Consider the following 18,360-nt stretch of genomic DNA (forward strand, 5'->3'; position numbering starts at 1 on the left):
TGACAAAAAAAGGGGACGGCGCCATTGGCATTTGATGAAATGATGACTGCGGACAATGCTCCGCGCGGACCTTACCAGAACTACCACGACTGGTACTCCAGCCAGGATCCGGCAAGGCTTTTGGCGAAGTCCAGGGACGCGGAAAACATCTTCCGCAAAACAGGCATCACCTTCGCCGTCTACGGTCACGAGGACTCTTCGGAAAAACTCATCCCCTTCGACATCATCCCGCGCATCATCTCCGGACGGGAATGGCGCAAGCTTGCCCAGGGCATCGAACAGCGGGTGCTGGCGCTGAATGCTTTCCTCGATGACATCTACCACAAGCAGGAAATCATCAAGGCCGGCCGCATTCCCCGCGAGCTGATCGAAAAGAACGTCGCTTTCCTGCCCGAGATGATCGGCTTCCGTCCGCCGGGCGGTGTCTACACCCACATCGTCGGCACCGACATCGTGCGAACCGGCGAAGACCAGTTCTACGTGCTGGAAGACAATGCCCGCACGCCCTCCGGCGTCTCCTACATGCTGGAGAACCGGGAAACCATGATGCAGATGTTCCCGGAGCTCTTCCAGCTCAACAAGGTGCAGCGCGTCGAGGATTATCCCTATCTCTTGCGCCAGTCGCTCGCCTCGCTCGCGCCTCCCGGCTGCAAGGGCAAGCCGCGCGTGGCGGTCTTGACCCCCGGCATCTATAACTCCGCTTACTATGAGCACTCCTTCCTCGCCGACATGATGGGCGTGGAACTGGTCGAAGGTTCGGACCTGCGCGTCATCGATGGCAAGGTGAAGATGCGCACGACGCGCGGCTATGAGGCCATCGATGTGCTCTACCGCCGCGTCGACGACGACTTCCTCGATCCCTTGACCTTCCGCCCGGACAGCTGCCTCGGCGTGCCCGGCATCATGGATGTCTACCGCGCCGGCAACATCACCATCGCCAACGCGCCCGGCACCGGCATCTCGGATGACAAGGCGATCTACAGCTACATGCCGGAAATCGTCGAATTCTACACCGGCCGCAAGGCGCTGCTCGAGAACGTGCCGACCTGGCGCTGTTCGGAGGCAGACAGCTTGAAATACGTGCTCGAACATCTGGAAGAGCTCGTGGTCAAGGAAGTCCATGGCTCCGGCGGCTACGGCATGCTGGTCGGCCCGACCGCTTCGAAGAAGGAGCGCGCCGATTTCGCCGACAAGCTGAAGGCGCGGCCCAGCAACTACATCGCCCAGCCGACGCTGTCGCTGTCGACGGTTCCGATCCTCGTCAACAAGGGCATTGCGCCCCGTCACGTCGACCTTCGTCCTTATGTCCTCGTCTCCGACAAGGTGCAGATCATCCCCGGCGGTCTGACCCGCGTGGCCCTCAAGCAGGGTTCGCTCGTGGTCAATTCCAGCCAGGGCGGCGGCACCAAGGACACCTGGGTACTGGAGGACTGACATGGTCATGCTCGGAAGAACTGCCAACGGCCTCTTTTGGATGTTCCGCTACATCGAGAGAGCCGAAAACATAGCCCGCCTCGTCGATGCGGGCCTGAGAATGTCGCTCACCCGCACCGGCGCCTCGGACGAGGACTGGGATGCGGTGTTGAAGAGCGCCGACGTGCGCCCGCTGTTTGCCGAGCGCCACGGCAAGGTGACCGCCTCGGATGCCATCGACTTCCTTCTGCGCGACACGACCAATCCATCGAGTGTCATGTCCTGCATCGACGCCGGTCGCAACAATGCCCGCATGGTCCGCACGGCCCTCACCCGCGAAACCTGGGAAGCCACCAATGAGTGCTGGATCGAATTGAAGCAGATGCTCGCCCGCAAGCTGAAATCGGCTGACCTGCCCGAGGTCATCGATACGGTGAAGCGCCGCGCCGGCCTGATCCGCGGCGCCTTCCACGGGTCGATGCTGCGCAACGAGATCTACAACTTCGCCCGCATCGGCACCTTCATCGAACGTGCCGATAACACGAGCCGCATCCTTGATGTGAAATACTACGTGCTCCTGCCGGCGATCACCCATGTCGGATCCTCGCTCGACAACATGCAGTGGGAATCGATCCTGCGCTCGGTCTCGGCCCACCGCTCCTATCGCTGGGTCTATGACGGCGAATACAAGGCCGCCAACATCGCCGACTTCCTGATCCTCAACGGCCAGATGCCCCGCTCGCTCGCCTATTGCTACGAGAAGATCACCTCCAACCTCGGCTATCTCGCCAAGGACTATGATCACCGGCTGCCGGCACACGAGACGGCGGACAGCGTCGTCAAGACGCTGAAGTCGACCACGATCGGCGCAATCATGGACCAGGGTCTGCACGAATTCCTCGATGGCTTCATCGCCAGCAACAATCAGCTGGGCAACGAAATCACCGAAGGCTACCGGTTCTACAGCTGAGCAGGAATGATCCCATGCGTTTGCGCATCACCCACACCACCGAGTATCGTTACGACGACCCGGTGCCGTATTCGTTGCAGCGCCTGCGGCTGACCCCTTGCAGCCTGCCCGGCCAGACCGTGCATTCCTGGAACATCGCCGTCGACGGCGCCAAGGTCGAAGCCGGCTTCAACGACCAGTTTGGCAACCATACCCATCTCGTCTCGACCGACGGACCGAGCCACAGCATCCATATTGTCGCAAGTGGCGAAGTCGACACGGAAGACCGCGCCGGGGTCTTCGGCCCTCACCTCGGCTACGTGCCCCTCTGGCTCTATCTGCGTGACACGCCGCGCACAAAGCCCGGCAAGTTGACGCGCGAGTTGATGCGCGGCCTGACCGGGGACAACGAGCTCGCAAAAATGCACGACCTGATGGGCAAACTGCACGCAGCCGTGGCCTATGAGACCGGCACGACGGACACCGAGACGACGGCCGAACAGGCGCTCGAGGCCGGCCGCGGCGTCTGTCAGGATCACGCCCATGTCTTCATCGCCGTTGCCCGGCTGATGAACCTGCCGGCCCGTTATGTCTCCGGCTATCTGCTGTTGGACGACAGGGCCGAGCAGACGGCCACGCATGCCTGGGCGGACGTGCATCTGCCGGGTCTCGGCTGGGTCGGCTTCGACGCTGCCAACAACCATTGCCCAGACACTCGTTATGTCCGTATCGCGACCGGCCTCTGCTATGCCGATGCCGCTCCGGTCTCCGGGCTGCGACTGGGCCGTGCCAGCGAACAGCTGGGCGTGAAGGTGGTCGTTGAGGAAAGCGGCCAGAGCCAGAGCCAGTCGCAGGGCTGAACCGAAACGGCAACCAGCCACGGATGCCGAGGACATCTCAACGCCCCCGCAAGGTTCGCGCCATGGCGGCATGGTCTGGTCGACGGCCAATCCAGATGGCCCCTCCGCACAGAAGGGGTGTGAAAAGGCCGCCGATGCTGTTTGGCAAATCGCTGTTTCAATCGGTCGTGGACCGCCTCGCCGAAGAGCAGGCGCAGGAGGAACCGTTACCCGAGCCGCGTTTTCGCATCGATGGACTTACTGCGAGCTATGCGCCGGAACGAGTGTCATCGACGCCGGAAGACGTCGACCGGCGTCGCGAGGCCTATCTGTTCCTGATGGGTGAGGAGCACGACCCGCAGGCCGCCCCCGAGCCGCCGGAGCCCGAAAAGCCGGCCTGGCTGGACCGGCTCTCAATCGAGGACATCGCCACCGATCTTGCGATTGCCGCCGAAGACGATCGCGACAGCCTGCAGGAAAAGCGCCGCGCATTCGCGCGGCTCAACCATCCCGACCGCATTCACCCGGATTTTCGCAATCAAGCGACAACCCGCATGAAGATCGCCAATCTCCTGATCGACGAGGCGCTCTCGCGCTGTCGGCGGTAAACCGGCTGGCGGGGCTCAGTCGTAGAAGCGACGGAGCAAACGGTTGACGCTGTCGCGTTCGGCAACCCCACCGAGTTGCTCGAGCACCCATTGCTCGTGATCGTTCCAGATCGGCATCAACTCCTGCAGATAATCAACGCCCGCCGCTGTCATGAACAGTGACTGCACGCGGCGGTCCGTCTCTGACTTGCGCCGTTCGATGAAGCCCTTGTTCTCCAGCCCGTCGACGATTGCGACAAAATTCGCCCGCTGGATGCCCAGCGCCTCTGCGACTTCGCTCTGCTTCGCCCCTTCGTTACGGGTGAGCAGCAAAAGAACTGCAAAATCGGTAGGTCGCAATCCCTTGGAAGAAAAAGCTTCGTTAAAATGTTGAAAAACCGCCAGTTGAGCCCGCCTCAACCGATAGCCGACAGCGTCCTCCATCGCGGAGAAGTCGAGCTTGCTATGGTTTCCCGTGAGTTCGCCATTCATCAAATCCGGCATTTGTTCGCCATTGTTCGTTGCCCCTGGTACCGCCGCTCCCCGGCAGCTACCCTTATGGCAGCGATCTTAGCGGCAAAAAGCAACACCACAAGACAGGAACACCAAGTGACACGCCGGAAATCGGCGTTTTTGATCATAATTCGACCATTTTATCCGCAAGACCCTGAAAAATTACGGGTCCATCTCTCGGAAACTGAGCGATGAACAGCCATTTCTCTTTGACGTCCCTCGCCGTGGAGAAAGCGCAGATGCGCGCTTTTTGCGATTGAAGGCAACCGCCGACTGCGCTATGACCGCAGTCGGAACGGTCGAGTCAAACTCTGCCGTCGGAAGCACCCGTAGCTCAGCTGGATAGAGTGTTGGATTCCGATTCCAAAGGTCACAGGTTCGAATCCTGTCGGGTGCGCCATTTTCCATTGTTTATGCTGATTTCTCCCACCTCTTGTTGAAATCCAAACAATACAAGCCCTTTCCTGTCGTGCGAGAGATGGGATTGGCACGGACTTAGACGCTGTGACTGGATCGTTCTGGATTGGCACCGTCTGTAGGTGAAACCTGCAGGCGGTCCTGACAAATCTCGGCAGCTCCCGCCAAGGATACGCCCGCATCTAACCGGCGACAGTAGAAGGACTTCATGTCTCGCCACGGCACACGACTTACATCCGGCAGCAGGCCCCTCAACGATCTTGACTGGTATAAAGGCGTTGATACAACCTTCGATCAGGCGGTAGTCAGAAGCAAGGAGAGGTGACCATGGCAACCCGCATACCCATGACGCGCAATGCGACAGGCGAGGTCCGCAATGCCTATCGCGGCATCAGTTGGACCGGCCTCTTCTTCGGCCCTTTCGTCCCGCTCTTTCGCGGCCACATCCTCGGGGCTATTGTGTGGATTATCGTTTTGCCGACATTGCTTGGGCACCTCATCATGATGCTCGTCTACAATGGGTGGCACCAGAACTGGCTGATCGGCAAGGGCTATGGCATCGGTGGACAAATGGCATTTGGCGCGTCCAACACGATAACGATTGTGAACAACGTTACGAAGTAAGCGCACCACGCCTGGCGACCTCCGCCTTTGCTACCCTTACCCTCGCAAGCCCGGCGCCTCATGCCCGGTGCGCTCAACATATTCCGTATAGCCGCCCCCATACTGGAACACGCCTTCGGGCGTCAGTTCCAGCACCCGGTTGGACAATGCCGCGAGGAAATGGCGGTCGTGGCTGACGAAGAGCATGGTGCCTTCGAACTGTGACAGCGCCTGGATCAGCATTTCCTTGGTGTCGAGGTCGAGGTGGTTGGTCGGCTCGTCGAGCACGAGCAGGTTCGGCGGATCGAACAGCATGATCGCCATCACGAGGCGCGCCTTCTCGCCACCGGAGAGCACCCGGATGCGTTTGTCGATATCATCGCCGGAAAAGCCGAAGCAGCCGGCAAGCGCCCTGAGCGGCGCCTGACCGGCGCGCGGAAAAGTCGTTTCCAGCATTTCGAAGATCGTCATCTCGCCATCGAGCACGTCCATGGCATGCTGGGCGAAGTATCCCATCTTGACGCTCGCACCGATCGACACCGTGCCTTCGTCCGGCTTCGAATCGCCAGCGACCAGCTTCAGGAGCGTCGACTTGCCGGCACCATTGATGCCCATGATGCACCAGCGTTCCTTGCGGCGGACCATGAAGTCGAAGCCGTCATAGATCACCTTGTCGCCATAGCGCTTGGAGACACCCTTGACGCTGACCACATCTTCACCGGAGCGCGGCGCCGGCTGGAATTCGAAGGCCACGACCTGTCGGCGCTTCGGCGGCTCGACGCGGTCGATCTTTTCGAGCTTCTTCACCCGGCTCTGCACCTGCGAGGCGTGGGATGCCCGCGCCTTGAAGCGCTCGATGAACTTGATTTCCTTGGCGAGCATCGCCTGCTGGCGCTCGAACTGCGCCTGCTGCTGCTTCTCGTTTTGCGCCCGCTGGCCCTCGTAGAACTCGTAGTCGCCGGAATAGCTGTTCAGCTGGCCGGCATCGATCTCGATGATTTTGTTGACGATGCGGTTCATGAACTCGCGGTCATGCGAGGTCATCAGCAGCGCGCCGTCATAACCTTTCAAGAACTGCTCAAGCCAGATCAGGCTTTCAAGGTCGAGGTGGTTCGAGGGTTCGTCGAGCAGCATCACATCAGGGCGCATCAGCAGGATGCGGGCGAGCGCCACGCGCATCTTCCAGCCACCCGAGAGAGCGCCGACATCGCCATCCATCATGGCATCCGAGAAGGAGAGACCGGCCAGAACTTCGCGCGCCCTGCCCTCCAGGCCGTAGCCGTCGAGCTCTTCGTAGCGCGCCTGCACCTCGCCATAGCGCTCGATGATCGCGTCCATCTCGTCCATGCGATCTGGATCGACCATGGCGGCCTCCAGCTCGCGCAGCTCGGCGGCGACCTCGCTCACCGGCCCTGCCCCGTCCATCACCTCTGCGACGGCCGAGCGGCCGGACATTTCGCCGACATCCTGGCTGAAATAGCCGATCGTCACACCCTTATCGACGGAGACCTGCCCCTCGTCCGGCTGCTCGTGGCCGATGATCATCCGGAAGAGCGAGGTCTTGCCCGCACCGTTCGGGCCGACGAGGCCGATCTTTTCGCCACGGTTGAGGGCGGCCGAAGCCTCGATGAAGAGGATGCGGTGGCTGAGCTGCTTGGAGATGTTTTCGATACGGATCATGGTCGCGGCGCCTGCTGGAATTCGGCGCCCTTATGGCATGCAGCCACACGTCTGTCCCTGATTTTTTTGCGCTGCGGGACGGTCGCCTATCGCCCGGGCGCCAGCCCGCTGACGGCACTTGGCAGCGCGACATCGCCCGCAGCGAGCTCGCGGCGGCGCCGGAGCGCGCGGCAGAGCGTGGCACGGCTGATACCCTGTTGCCGGGCGGCATCGGCAAGCGAGAGCCCGCCCCGAGCCATGCGGTCGACGGCGGCATTCAGATCGTCGGGCCGGAGTTTGCTGGGCCGGCCGATGTTTCGTCCGCGCAGGCGCGCGGCAGCCATGCCCGCCCGGGTGCGTTCTGAGATCAGTCCGCGCTCGAATTCGGCCAGGGCCCCCATGATATGAAAGATGAGGAGCCCCCCGGCCGAGCCCGTGTCGATCGCTTCCGTGACGGAATAGAGCGCAATGCCCCGGCGGCCGAAGTCGTTGACCAGTTCGATCAGATGCGACAGCGACCGGCCGAGGCGATCGAGACGCCAGATGACCAGCGTATCGCCGGACCGCAGCACGGCCATGGCTTCAGCCAGTCCAGGACGCTGCCGTTGCGCGCCGGAATGTCCCAGATCGGAGAAGATCTTCTCGCACCCGGCAGCCCCCAAAGCCTGGAGTTGCATGTCGACATTTTGATCAAGCGTCGACACCCGCGCGTATCCGATCCGCATAAGCTCTCCGAAATCCTTTCCCGCCAATGATTTGACCGGATCTCCGGCGCACCGGAACGACAGCGGCACAGTATCACAATGGTTCCCTTTTAAGCACAGCAGGTTGACTTGGTCAACGAGAAATACACGCATTAGATGCAATTCTCATTGCCCTCTTTAAACCGGGCATGCCATACTTCCGACCAGCATGCGCAGACCAACCGCATCACAACCACGGACCAATTTAAGCGCGACCAGAGCGAGGAATTGGGTTGTGCAAATGGGAACGGTTTCGAGACGCCGCGGGGGCGTCCGGCCGAAACAGGATCAACCGAACAGGAGGACTTTCAGCATGCCCAACTATTCGCTCACTCTGACCATCGACCCGACCGATCTGAACGTGATCAAGGCCGCCGGCCAGCGCATCACTCTGGCCAAGCCGGTCGGCTCCGGCGATCCCAATGTCGTCTGGCTCTCGATCGATCCCTTCCAGTCGACCTCTGTCGAGTGGAAGGAGGATTACTGGATCTACGCCTCGACCACGGAAGTGTCGCAGGGGGCGGCGATCAACAAGCTGTCGGAAGTGACGCCCGGGCCGGCGCTCGATGCGGGGTATTACCCCTTCACGCCGGCAGCCACCTTCGGTGTGTTCCAGAACGATCCGAGCGTCAATTCCGGCACGTTCGCCGCCGTCAACAACATGCCCTACAACCAGTATCCCGCTCTGACCTTCGGTCTGTCGCAGTCGGCCATGGTCAACAAGAAGCCGGCGGAACGCAAGCCGATCTCGGCGCAGCTGGTCCCCTCGCAGAACCGCATCCAGATGACGCCCTTCACCACCGTCTATGTCTGGCTGCAGAGCCAGTTCGCCAGCGAGACGATCATCACCAAGATCACCGGCAACACGGCGATCGCCAAGTTCGGCGGCGGCGTCAGCGACATCACGCTGAAATACGACCCGACCCGCGGCGTCTTCGTCCCGGACCAGAAGTCCCACGATCTCCTGAAGATGGGTCTCATCGAACTGCGCACGCCGCTGATCGTGTGATCTCCGTCGGGGATGCGGCAGCCCCCGCCGCATCCCTGCTCCGTGAAACAACAGCAACACATGTCTCGCCGGCAGAGGTCGACGTCGGCCTGGCTTGCCAGTCAGACAAGGAGAACATTCATGCGCACCCATCTCAGACTTATCTGCATCATACTGGCCTGCCTCCTCACGACGACAACAACGGGCTCAGCCGCACAGCTGGCAATCCAGAACCTGGATAACACGGGGTCTGACGTTCTTACCGAAGATCAGATGAACGAAGCCGAGCCCCTGCCACTGCCTGTCATTACCGAGGAAGAGTTGAGGGACATGCAACGGCGCTTCCGGGAATTGAACCCGGACATTCCCGACCAGACCCCATCGGAGGCCACATCCCCCTCCCTCACCGCGCCCGGCGAACTGGAAAAAATTGCCGAGCCGCGTCTCGCTCCTCCCTACTGGAGCGCCGGTCGCCTGGTTTTCCGCACGGACGAAGGGAAACTCGGACGATGCACGGCGCAGTACATCGAAAATCTCAATGTGATTCTGACGGCCGCGCATTGTGTCCTGAGCCACAAGACCGGTCGTTGGTACACCGATTTCAGTTTCCAGCGCGCGCTCGCCGGCAATAAATCGCCGCAGATTGTCGGCTGGCGCTGCGTCTCGATCTACGACGCTTACCACAGCGACGGCGTCAACTACGCCTATGACTATGCCTTCATCCTCGCGAGCGCCGATGACAAGCAGCGTCCGCTGGAAATGGCGACGGGCACCCCGGCATCCGCGCCGCTAACTGCAATCGGTTACCCGCGAGACCTGGATGGTGGCCTTTTCATGTACAAGATCGACGGTTCGTGGACGAGGAACGTTGGTGGGATCGTCACTATGAGCGACAATTCGCTCACCAAAGGAAGCAGCGGAGGAGCATGGTTCACGGCGTTCGAGGCCGGCGGTGGTGAACACAAAAACCAAGTCGTAAGCTTAAACTCACATCGTCTCAAGACCCGGCCAAACCAGTTGAACGGTCCACTTTTCACAGAGGACACGGTGACGCTCAAGAACCACGTCCGCGACGCTTTGTGCCTGGACTGACCATCGCCACTCCACCCGGCCTGTCAGCCACACCGGCCGGCATTCCCAGGCGCCGCGCATTTTGCCGCGGCGCCGACCATTTTCCTCGCCATGGCTTTCCGTTATGAACGCTTCATGACCGACACAGCAGAACAGACAGCCACCGAGACCATCACCCTCTACGAAGCCATCGGCGGCGATGCGACCGTCAAGGCGCTGACCGACCGTTTCTACGAATTGATGGATACGCTTCCAGAAGCTGCCCATTGCCGGGCCGTGCACCCGCCGGATCTCGCCGGCAGCGCCGAGAAGTTTTACGAATATCTGACCGGCTATCTCGGCGGCCCCCCGATCTACATGGAAAAGCGGGGGCACCCCATGCTGAGGCGGCGCCATTTCGTCGCCGAGATCGGCCCTGTGGAGCGCGACGAGTGGCTTCTCTGCTTCCGTCGAGCCATGGATGAAACGATCGAGAACCCGAAGCTGCGCGACATCATCTGGCCGCCGGTCGAAAAACTCGCCTTTCACATGCAGAACAAGGAATGAGCCCGATGCCGATCTGGCGAGACACGCGTTGGGCAACAGCGGCAGCCGGTTTGATCGGCGCTGCCGGCGTGGCCCTGGCTGCGGCAGCGAGCCATGCTGGCGGCGAACACCTGTTGCGGCCGGCATCGACGATCTGCCTGGCCCATGCGCCGGCCCTGCTCACCCTTGCGCTGGCGGGCGACAAGATCAGGTGGGCCGGCATTGCGGCACTCGGCATGACGATCGGCACGCTTCTGTTTGCCGGAGACCTCGCCGCACGGCAGTTTTTCGGCCAGGGCCTGTTTCCGATGGCAGCACCAAGCGGCGGCCTGACGCTCATCGCATCCTGGCTGCTTCTCGTCGCAAGCACCGTGATGCGACACCGCTAAGCCTGCAGGTGCGCGGCATCCGGGTCGACCAGATCTCGAAAATAATTAGTGGGTGACGGCGGCCAGTGCCGAACCGCCGAACATCAACAGATTGCCATGCGGATCGCGGATATGGAACCGCATCTCGCCGCCGCAGGTATCGGACGGACGGATCGCGTCGATCCCTCTGTCGCGGAAGTCCTGGTAGATTTCTCCGGGAGCATCTGCGCGGAAAAAGACGGAGCTGTTCTGGCATTGAACTGGATCGTCGCTCAGCCAGAAATGCAGTTCCATGCCGCCTCTGCGCACAACGAGATAATCCAGCCCATCCATGCCGACATCCTCGAAGCCCAGGGTACCCACGTAAAAACTGCGGGTTTCCGAGAAGTCGAGAGACGGAAGAATGGGCACGGCGTTGAGGATCGTCTTCGCAACAGGGTGCTGAGCGTTCATGCGGATAGTTCCTCTGCTTCCCGCATGAGAGTGAAAACGAAACGACTACGATCTCGCGTTGGCGTTCCGCTGCCATCTCGGCGCAGGAAAGTCGATAACAAGGGCGGGGGCCCGGTTGGGTTCTGCGTACATGGTATCGCATTTTCGTTGATGCAAGCCAGGCAAAGTGATGATTTCGCAATTCATCACTTCACTTTCCTGCGAGCGTTGCAACATTGCCTCGGCAAGTTCGGGCAGAAGCCCCTCGCCGCGCTGACGTGCAAGCTCGTGGAAAGAGCCAAAGCCCCCTTTGTCGACACCGTCCCTGCTCATCCGTTCGAGTTCCTTTCATTCAGTGTCTGCAAGGCGCGCTCGAGACTGGACTTCGAGCCGTTCCGCAGCGGAATGAAAGTCTTGCCGAACTTCTTGCAACCGCTCTTCACGCGCAGACACGCATCGTGACTGATACAGTCGATCGGGCAGAAGACGCAGTCGACAGAAGGAAGCACTGTGTCGATACGCGATACCGCTTCACGTAAACCCCCATCATGGTGAATTAGTTCCGCACCAAAATTGCTGGCGATCTGACGAAGATGCGCAACCTGGCAATCACGTCCGCCGACATAGAGGAAACTCCGGACATCGGGCTGCTGCCGCGCGCCCTGTTCAGCGCCGGTAACTGCTTCGGAGGTCTTCGGCTCCACGCGCTTTTTCTTCTTCGCCATGATGGTTTCTCCCTGAACGGCCCGGGACTGGACTCGGTCACTTCCGTCGATCCGTCAGCCATACAAAACATGATAAAAGGAGTAAAGTATTAAGTTGAGCAAACTTGTCATGTTTGTGCACGATTGAAGCCGATTGCGGCAACGCTATCCAGGCATTGAGCGAGGGGTTTGACGACCGTCAAAAACCCAGCATTTGCGGGCTTTCCACACCGATAAATGCAAATTTTTACCGTTTGATAAAAGTTTGAAGCTGCGCTACGCTTCCCTGCATCGCTTCGAATATAAAAGAGGGAACTGCGATGCGAAGACTGGAACCGGGCCTCAAGGCCGGGCGGCTTGACGCTGCCGATTATGCAAAGAATTTCTCAGACCTTCATCCCCGCCTCGGCGAGCACGAGGCGCTCGTCGCCTCCGACAGATGTTACTTCTGTCACGACGCGCCCTGCATGACGGCCTGTCCCACCGCCATCGATATCCCGATGTTCATCCGGCAGATATCGACTGGCAATCCGCTCGGCGCCGCCAAGACCATCTTCGATCAGAACATCCTCGGCGGCATGTGCGCCCGCGTCTGTCCGACCGAAACCCTCTGCGAAGAGGCCTGCGTTCGCAACACGGCGGAAGAGCGCCCCGTGGAGATCGGCCGCCTGCAACGTTACGCCACCGACATCGCGATCGACGAAGGCCGCCAGTTCTACCGTCCGGCCGCCTCGACCGGTCGCACGGTGGGGATCGTTGGTGCCGGCCCTGCAGGGCTTGCTGCCGCCCATCGGCTGGCCATGCACGGCCACCAGGTCACCATCTACGAAGCCCGCGAAAAGGCGGGCGGCCTCAACGAATACGGCATCGCCGCCTACAAGACGCCGAACGATTTCGCGCAGAAGGAAGTCGACTACATCCTGTCTCTCGGCAACATCGATGTGCTCGACGGCCAGATGATGGGCCGCGATTTCACCCTCGCCGATCTCCAGGCCAAGCACGACGCCGTATTCATCGGCACCGGCCTCGGCAATGTGAACGGGCTAAACATCCCCGGCGCCAAGATCAACGGTGTGCTCGATGCGGTCGAATTCATCGCGCATCTGCGCCAGGCGGACAGCAAGGCCGATGTGCCTGTCGGCCGTGACGTTGTCGTCATCGGCGGCGGCATGACCGCGATCGATGCGGCAGTCCAGGCCAAGCTTCTCGGCGCGGAAAACGTCACCATCTGCTACCGCCGTGGCAAGGAGCACATGAACGCCTCCGAGTTCGAGCAGGATCTCGCGACCTCGAAGGGTGTTCACATCCGCCACTGGCTGCAGCCGAAGGAGGTCGCCCATCATGGCGGGCACTGTTCGGCGATCACCTTCGAATACACCCACCTCGAAAACGGCCTTATGAAGGGTACCGGCCACACGACCGAGATCAAGGCGGACCAGATCCTGGTCGCGATCGGCCAGAAGCTCGACGGTCAGGGTCTGGACGGTCTCAAGGTCGAAGGCGGCAAGATCGCCATCGACGCCGAGGGTCGCACCTCGATCCCGGGTGTCTGGGCCGGCGGCGACTGCGCCTTCGGAGGCCAGGACCTGACGGTCTCTGCCGTCGCCATGGGCCGTGACGCGGCCGAAAGCATCAACCGCTCTCTCGCCGTTGCCACGGCGGGCGTGACCGCAGTCGCATGACGCACCCGCTTCGAGAGGATTTGAACAATGGCTGATATCAGGAACAACTTCGTCGGCATCAAGTCGCCAAACCCCTTCTGGCTCGCCTCTGCTCCGCCGACCGACAAGGCCTACAACGTCGAGCGCGCCTTCAAGGCGGGCTGGGGCGGCGTCGTCTGGAAGACTTTGGGCTCGGAAGGCCCACCGGTCGTCAACGTCAACGGCCCGCGCTACGGCGCAATCTGGGGCGCAGACCGCAGGCTCCTTGGCCTGAATAACATCGAACTGATCACCGATCGTCCCCTGCAGGTGAACCTGCAGGAGATGAAGATGGTCAAGATGAACTGGCCGGATCGGGCGCTTGTCGCCTCGATCATGGTTCCCTGCGTCGAGGAAGAGTGGAAGGCGATCCTGCCGCTGGTGGAAGAAACCGGCGCTGATGGCATCGAGCTCAACTTCGGCTGTCCGCACGGCATGTCCGAACGCGGCATGGGGTCTGCCGTCGGCCAGGTGCCGGAATACATCGAGATGGTCGTGCGCTGGTGCAAGCAATACACCCGCATGCCGGTCATCACCAAGCTGACGCCCAACATCACCGACATCCGCAACCCGGCCCGCGCCGCCAAGCGCGGCGGCACCGATGCCGTGTCGCTGATCAACACGATCAACTCGATCGTTTCGGTCGATCTCGACAACTTCTCGCCGAACCCCAGCATCGGCGGCAAAGGCAGCCATGGCGGCTATTGCGGCCCGGCAGTCAAGCCGATCGCGCTCAACATGGTCTCCGAAATCGCCCGCGACCCGGAAACCTATGGTCTGCCGATCTCCGGCATCGGCGGTGTGACGACCTGGCGCGATGCGGCCGAATTCCTGGCGCTCGGTGCCGGCAACGTGCAGGTCTGCACGGCGGCCATGACCTATGGCTTCAAGATCGTCCAGGAAATGATCACCGGCCTCAACAACTGGATGGATGCCAAGGGCCATCAGAGCCTTGATGACATCTGTGGCCGCGCTGTCCCGAATGTCACCGACTGGAAATACCTGAACCTCAACTACGTGGCCAAGGCCCATATCGATCAGGATGCCTGCATCAAGTGCGGCCGCTGCCACATCGCCTGCGAGGACACCTCGCACCAGGCGATCACCAGCATCGTCGATGGCGTCAGGAAGTTCGAGGTGATGGAAGACGAGTGCGTCGGCTGCAATCTCTGCGTCAACGTCTGTCCGGTCGAGAACTGCATCACCATGGTCGGCCTTGAACCCGGCACGCTTGACCAGCGCACCGGCAAGCCGGTTGACCCGAACTACGCCAACTGGACGACCCATCCGAACAATCCGATGGCAGTCCAGGCGGCAGAGTAAAACAGATGGTCTGCCCGGCCATCTGAGACCGGGCAGACCGTTTTCCATTTCGGCGTTTTCACTGCAGATTCAGGGAATCTTTAGCCCTTGGCGGCGACAATATCTGTAAGGGTCACTTAACCCCTCAATTCTTCTGGGGTTTCCTTTGCGGGCATTGTAAATATGGCGGCGACCACGACAAAACGGGATCCCAGGCAGTACTGGACTGCGCGCCTGCAGATAGTCGTGCCCAGTCTTCTGGTCCTCTTTGCGATTATCGTTTCAGCCTCTTACGCCGACCGCCAGCAACGACAGATCGACCGACAATTCAGCCGCGACGCCGTTCAAGAGCAACTGGGCACCATCAGAACCAAGCTCGAAGGCAATATCAACGCCAACATTCGCCTGCTCCAGGGGCTTGTCGCCGTCATCAGCACGGAACCCTATGTCTCGCAGCAGAGGTTCGCGGCGCTGGCTGAGAACCTCCTTGCCATCCCCTCCCAGCTCCGCAACGTCGCGGCAGCCCCGGACATGACGACGGCCTTCGTCTATCCCTATGAACGAAACCGCACCTTCATTGGAAGGCAAATCCTCAGCGCACCTGAGGATGCTCGACTGCTGCGCGCCCTGAAAGACGGCCAGACGGTCATCATTGGCCCCAATCCGCTTAACAATGGCACCCAGGGCCTGATTATCGCACTGCCCGTCCGCATGGTGAACGACCGAGGCCAACCGGCCTTCTGGGGTAGCGTGATCGGTATAGTCGATCTACCTCGCGTCTATGACGACAGCGGACTGTTGGCAAATGATCTTCCCTTGCGACTGGTCGTGGCCAAGAAGACAATGGACCATACCGGTTCATCCATCATTTTCGGCGATCACAACGTCTTCGACCAGGATCCGATCCGTATGCTGATCGATCTCGGAAACGACCAGTGGACGATTGCCGCGATCCCACACGAAGGTTGGGGCACCGGCACCACCCTCTCCGGCGTCGTGCGGCTGGGCATATTCCTCGTGGCGTCCACGATCTCCGCCATCGTGATCTGGGTCGCGCTCTTGATGATGGAGAGGCAGAAGAACTACGCCGCCCTCCACCAGCGTGAGGAGCAGTTGACCGCCTTGTCCAGCCGTCTCAACCTGGCACTCGAGACCTCCAGTATCGGGATCTGGGAGCTCGACACCACCTCCGGTGATATTCAGTGGGACGAGCGGATGTACCAGCTCTATGGTATCGATCGCAGCATAACGCCTTGTTACGACGTCTGGAAATCCTGTGTTGACCCGGATGATCTCGTAGTGTCGGACAAACGTCTCGCAGAAGCGATCAGGGACGGAAAAACCTACGAAACGCAGTTTCGCATCGACCGTTTCGGCGAAGTGCGCCATATCCGCGCTGTCGGCACGGCCTATCAAAACCAGCAGGGCCGGATCAGCGTGCTGGGAGTCAACTGGGATGTCAGCGCTGACGTGCGGTTGCAGGAAGAACTGCGCGAAGCGCAACGGCAGACCGAACAGCAGAATGCAGCGCTCGACGCGGCCCGGAAACGGATGGAGCACAATTCGCTCCACGACGCTCTGACGGGCCTCCCAAACCGTCGTTTCCTCGATCAGACGCTGGCGACCGCGCTTGACGATACCTCCGGGCAATTGACGATCCTTCATCTCGACCTGGACCGCTTCAAGGAGATCAACGACACTCTCGGCCACGGAGCCGGTGACGCGATCCTGCGTCATGTGGCGACCGAATTGCAGCAAGCGGTTGACCAGGGTGACTTCGTCGCCCGGATCGGCGGTGACGAGTTCGTCGTCATATGTCTGAAACCGCTCGATCCTGAGGGGGCGACGGCCCTCGGAGAGCGCCTGATAAGGGCGATCAACCAGCCCATCATTTACAACGGCCATGAATGCCGCGTAGGCGCCTCCATTGGCATCGCCATGCGGCAGCAGGGCTCGATTTCGGCAGAACAGTTGCTCGTCAATGCCGATATCGCACTCTATGAAGCCAAGCGGCGTGGGCGCAATCGCGTCGAACACTTCAACGACAGCCTGCGGGCCCGCACCATCAACGTCAAACAGACGGCAGATGCCATCCTGCGCTCGCTCGCGGATGACGACTTCGTCGCGTGGTACCAGCCTCAGTTTGACGCCACTACGCTTCAAATCAACGGTGCCGAAGCACTCGCCCGGTGGAACCACCCCAAGAAAGGCATACTGACGCCCGACAAGTTTCTCGAGATTGCCGAAAGCCTGAATGTCGTTTCCCAGATCGACGCTAGCATTTTGGAGCAGGCCCTGGCCCAGCTGACACGCTGGAGATCCCTTGACCTCGGCATTGAACACGTCTCGGTCAACATATCCGCACAGCGCCTCTTCGAGGACAAGCTGATCGACCGCATTGAGAAGCTGGCATTGAAGCCGGGAAGCCTCTCCTTCGAATTGCTGGAATCGATTTCGTTCGACGACAAGGCGGACGCTGTCGCCGAAAGTCTCGACCGGATAAGAACCCATGGGATCGCGATCGAGATTGATGATTTCGGCACCGGCTATGCGTCGATCCTATCGCTGATCAAGCTCTCCCCCAGCCGACTGAAGATCGATCGCCAGCTCGTCGCCCCGGTCGTAGAGAATGCCACGCAGCGCCGGTTGATCAGCTCCATTGTCGATATCGGCCGTTCTTTCGGAGTGGGCATCGTCGCGGAAGGCGTCGAGACGATGGAGCATGCCGCCATCCTGCGCGATCTCGGCTGCCAGACGCTGCAGGGTTATGCCCTCGCCCGACCCATGAGCGCCGACGGCTTCGTGGATTTCGCTCTCCGGTATGCGGCAGACAACGGTTTTGCCCTGCCCCGCACCGCCTGACGACGTGGCGCGGTCTGCAGAACCGTAATCAACCGCCGAACAGGTTGAGGCTCTGACCGGCCGCCATGGCCGCGTACGCCAACGCGCCGAAATAGCCGAGCGTGAGCAAAACCATCAGATGTCCGGCTGCAACCACCACGCCGTCCCGCTGCGAAATACCGGTGGAGAGCAGCAGGATCGCCACGCCAGGCAGTGTGTTCGAAAAGGGGATGAAGGAAAGCGGCATCATCAAAAGCACGCCTGCCGCCGTCAGCACCAGCCCGTTGATGCGGTTGGTCACGGCACCGGTCGTCAGAGCAAGCAGCCGCGGCCGCACGAAACGGTCGACCTTCCGCAGGATGGTCAGCCCGCGCTGCAGCACCGGCACGAGCTTGCCGGTATCGAGCTTGCGATCCGCCACTTTCGCCGGCAACCACGGAAAGCGGTTGAACGTGACCGCGATCCCGATCAGCACGATGCCCGCACCGAAGACGGTCGAGACACCGGGAATGGACACCGGCACCAGGAACGGCAGAGACAACAGTCCGCACAACAGCAACAGCCCGCTTTCGCCTATGGTCTGCAGGATTTCCCGGAGCGTGACGTGTTCGCCGTCCATCGAGGCGATCACCTCTTCTAGCACCGCGCTGGTGCTTCGGTCCGTATCGTGGAAGCCGATCGTCGTTGTCATCAGAGCCGCTTTCAA

Annotated in this window: 18 protein-coding genes and 1 tRNA gene; 13 read left to right on the forward strand and 6 right to left on the reverse strand. The window is 60.8% G+C overall.

What is annotated here, in order from left to right; translation table 11 throughout:
• The first annotated feature begins 24 nt into the window (after positions 1-24).
• From ACT53S_RS10600 to ACT53S_RS10615, 4 genes are all read left to right on the forward strand, one after another.
• Positions 25-1,434: a circularly permuted type 2 ATP-grasp protein gene (locus tag ACT53S_RS10600; protein ID WP_113375190.1), complete on the forward strand. Its 1,410-nt coding sequence runs from the start codon at positions 25-27 to the stop codon at positions 1,432-1,434.
• Between the two features lie 7 nt (positions 1,435-1,441).
• Positions 1,442-2,383, forward strand: a complete 942-nt coding sequence (locus ACT53S_RS10605) for an alpha-E domain-containing protein (protein WP_476067467.1) — start codon at positions 1,442-1,444, stop codon at positions 2,381-2,383.
• Positions 2,384-2,397: 14 nt separating this feature from the next.
• Complete coding sequence (locus ACT53S_RS10610; RefSeq protein WP_476066949.1) at positions 2,398-3,222, forward strand: transglutaminase family protein; 825 nt, start codon at positions 2,398-2,400, stop codon at positions 3,220-3,222.
• A gap of 134 nt (positions 3,223-3,356) precedes the next feature.
• Positions 3,357-3,809 carry a hypothetical protein gene (locus ACT53S_RS10615; protein WP_476066950.1) on the forward strand — a complete coding sequence of 151 codons (453 nt, stop codon included), beginning with the start codon at positions 3,357-3,359 and terminating at the stop codon, positions 3,807-3,809.
• 15 nt (positions 3,810-3,824) lie between these two features.
• Here ACT53S_RS10615 and ACT53S_RS10620 read toward each other — a convergent pair whose 3' ends face one another.
• A complete protein-coding gene (locus tag ACT53S_RS10620) occupies positions 3,825-4,292 on the reverse strand; it encodes a MarR family winged helix-turn-helix transcriptional regulator (protein WP_476066951.1) in 468 nt (155 codons plus the stop codon).
• A gap of 332 nt (positions 4,293-4,624) precedes the next feature.
• Here ACT53S_RS10620 and ACT53S_RS10625 point away from each other — a divergent pair.
• Positions 4,625-4,701 (forward strand) — tRNA-Arg (locus ACT53S_RS10625).
• Positions 4,702-5,045: 344 nt separating this feature from the next.
• Complete coding sequence (locus ACT53S_RS10630; protein ID WP_476066952.1) at positions 5,046-5,342, forward strand: hypothetical protein; 297 nt, start codon at positions 5,046-5,048, stop codon at positions 5,340-5,342.
• A gap of 36 nt (positions 5,343-5,378) precedes the next feature.
• Here ACT53S_RS10630 and ACT53S_RS10635 read toward each other — a convergent pair whose 3' ends face one another.
• Positions 5,379-7,001, reverse strand: a complete 1,623-nt coding sequence (locus tag ACT53S_RS10635; RefSeq protein WP_476066953.1) for an ABC-F family ATP-binding cassette domain-containing protein — start codon at positions 6,999-7,001, stop codon at positions 5,379-5,381.
• Between the two features lie 86 nt (positions 7,002-7,087).
• On the reverse strand, positions 7,088-7,705 hold the full coding sequence (locus ACT53S_RS10640) for a recombinase family protein (RefSeq protein WP_476066954.1): 618 nt from the start codon (positions 7,703-7,705) through the stop codon (positions 7,088-7,090).
• A gap of 331 nt (positions 7,706-8,036) precedes the next feature.
• Here ACT53S_RS10640 and ACT53S_RS10645 point away from each other — a divergent pair, with 331 nt between their 5' ends.
• From ACT53S_RS10645 to ACT53S_RS10660, 4 genes are all read left to right on the forward strand, one after another.
• Entirely contained in the window at positions 8,037-8,732 is a 696-nt protein-coding gene (locus ACT53S_RS10645) for a hypothetical protein (protein ID WP_476066955.1), read from the forward strand.
• A 120-nt stretch (positions 8,733-8,852) separates the two neighbouring features.
• Positions 8,853-9,803 carry a trypsin-like serine peptidase gene (locus ACT53S_RS10650; RefSeq protein WP_476066956.1) on the forward strand — a complete coding sequence of 317 codons (951 nt, stop codon included), beginning with the start codon at positions 8,853-8,855 and terminating at the stop codon, positions 9,801-9,803.
• Positions 9,804-9,917: 114 nt separating this feature from the next.
• Complete coding sequence (locus ACT53S_RS10655; RefSeq protein WP_113375559.1) at positions 9,918-10,328, forward strand: globin domain-containing protein; 411 nt, start codon at positions 9,918-9,920, stop codon at positions 10,326-10,328.
• Between the two features lie 5 nt (positions 10,329-10,333).
• Positions 10,334-10,696: a DUF423 domain-containing protein gene (locus ACT53S_RS10660; protein WP_476066957.1), complete on the forward strand. Its 363-nt coding sequence runs from the start codon at positions 10,334-10,336 to the stop codon at positions 10,694-10,696.
• Between the two features lie 45 nt (positions 10,697-10,741).
• Here ACT53S_RS10660 and ACT53S_RS10665 read toward each other — a convergent pair whose 3' ends face one another.
• Together ACT53S_RS10665 and ACT53S_RS10670 are read right to left on the reverse strand one after the other, a co-directional pair.
• A complete protein-coding gene (locus tag ACT53S_RS10665; protein WP_113375183.1) occupies positions 10,742-11,128 on the reverse strand; it encodes a VOC family protein in 387 nt (128 codons plus the stop codon).
• A gap of 308 nt (positions 11,129-11,436) precedes the next feature.
• Positions 11,437-11,832: a DUF2325 domain-containing protein gene (locus tag ACT53S_RS10670; protein WP_476066958.1), complete on the reverse strand. Its 396-nt coding sequence runs from the start codon at positions 11,830-11,832 to the stop codon at positions 11,437-11,439.
• Positions 11,833-12,131: 299 nt separating this feature from the next.
• On the opposite strand from ACT53S_RS10670, the gene ACT53S_RS10675 reads away from it, so the two are divergent.
• From ACT53S_RS10675 to ACT53S_RS10685, 3 genes are all read left to right on the forward strand, one after another.
• A complete protein-coding gene (locus tag ACT53S_RS10675) occupies positions 12,132-13,493 on the forward strand; it encodes an NAD(P)-dependent oxidoreductase (RefSeq protein ID WP_476066959.1) in 1,362 nt (453 codons plus the stop codon).
• 27 nt (positions 13,494-13,520) lie between these two features.
• A complete protein-coding gene (gene preA, locus ACT53S_RS10680) occupies positions 13,521-14,834 on the forward strand; it encodes an NAD-dependent dihydropyrimidine dehydrogenase subunit PreA (protein WP_476066960.1) in 1,314 nt (437 codons plus the stop codon).
• A 225-nt stretch (positions 14,835-15,059) separates the two neighbouring features.
• Positions 15,060-17,675 (forward strand): bifunctional diguanylate cyclase/phosphodiesterase, encoded by a 2,616-nt coding sequence (locus ACT53S_RS10685; RefSeq protein ID WP_476066961.1) that lies wholly within the window; start codon positions 15,060-15,062, stop codon positions 17,673-17,675.
• A 28-nt stretch (positions 17,676-17,703) separates the two neighbouring features.
• Here the strand turns inward: ACT53S_RS10685 and ACT53S_RS10690 are convergent, their stop codons facing one another.
• On the reverse strand, positions 17,704-18,345 hold the full coding sequence (locus ACT53S_RS10690) for an exopolysaccharide biosynthesis protein (RefSeq protein ID WP_476066962.1): 642 nt from the start codon (positions 18,343-18,345) through the stop codon (positions 17,704-17,706).
• Positions 18,346-18,360 lie beyond the last annotated feature (15 nt).

This window comes from Allorhizobium sp. DMC15 (assembly GCF_056314065.1).

Bases quoted from the DNA above. Each gene is read 5' to 3' on its own strand.
- ACT53S_RS10605 (WP_476067467.1), top strand. From the start codon at position 1,442: ATGCTCGGAAGAACTGCCAACGGCCTCTTTTGGATGTTCCGCTACATC.
- ACT53S_RS10610 (WP_476066949.1), top strand. From the start codon at position 2,398: ATGCGTTTGCGCATCACCCACACCACCGAGTATCGTTACGACGACCCG.
- ACT53S_RS10615 (WP_476066950.1), top strand. From the start codon at position 3,357: ATGCTGTTTGGCAAATCGCTGTTTCAATCGGTCGTGGACCGCCTCGCC.
- ACT53S_RS10620 (WP_476066951.1), bottom strand. From the start codon at position 4,292: ATGCCGGATTTGATGAATGGCGAACTCACGGGAAACCATAGCAAGCTC.
- ACT53S_RS10630 (WP_476066952.1), top strand. From the start codon at position 5,046: ATGGCAACCCGCATACCCATGACGCGCAATGCGACAGGCGAGGTCCGC.
- ACT53S_RS10635 (WP_476066953.1), bottom strand. From the start codon at position 7,001: ATGATCCGTATCGAAAACATCTCCAAGCAGCTCAGCCACCGCATCCTC.
- ACT53S_RS10640 (WP_476066954.1), bottom strand. From the start codon at position 7,705: ATGCGGATCGGATACGCGCGGGTGTCGACGCTTGATCAAAATGTCGAC.
- ACT53S_RS10645 (WP_476066955.1), top strand. From the start codon at position 8,037: ATGCCCAACTATTCGCTCACTCTGACCATCGACCCGACCGATCTGAAC.
- ACT53S_RS10650 (WP_476066956.1), top strand. From the start codon at position 8,853: ATGCGCACCCATCTCAGACTTATCTGCATCATACTGGCCTGCCTCCTC.
- ACT53S_RS10655 (WP_113375559.1), top strand. From the start codon at position 9,918: ATGACCGACACAGCAGAACAGACAGCCACCGAGACCATCACCCTCTAC.
- ACT53S_RS10660 (WP_476066957.1), top strand. From the start codon at position 10,334: ATGCCGATCTGGCGAGACACGCGTTGGGCAACAGCGGCAGCCGGTTTG.
- ACT53S_RS10665 (WP_113375183.1), bottom strand. From the start codon at position 11,128: ATGAACGCTCAGCACCCTGTTGCGAAGACGATCCTCAACGCCGTGCCC.
- ACT53S_RS10670 (WP_476066958.1), bottom strand. From the start codon at position 11,832: ATGGCGAAGAAGAAAAAGCGCGTGGAGCCGAAGACCTCCGAAGCAGTT.
- ACT53S_RS10675 (WP_476066959.1), top strand. From the start codon at position 12,132: ATGCGAAGACTGGAACCGGGCCTCAAGGCCGGGCGGCTTGACGCTGCC.
- preA (WP_476066960.1), top strand. From the start codon at position 13,521: ATGGCTGATATCAGGAACAACTTCGTCGGCATCAAGTCGCCAAACCCC.
- ACT53S_RS10690 (WP_476066962.1), bottom strand. From the start codon at position 18,345: ATGACAACGACGATCGGCTTCCACGATACGGACCGAAGCACCAGCGCG.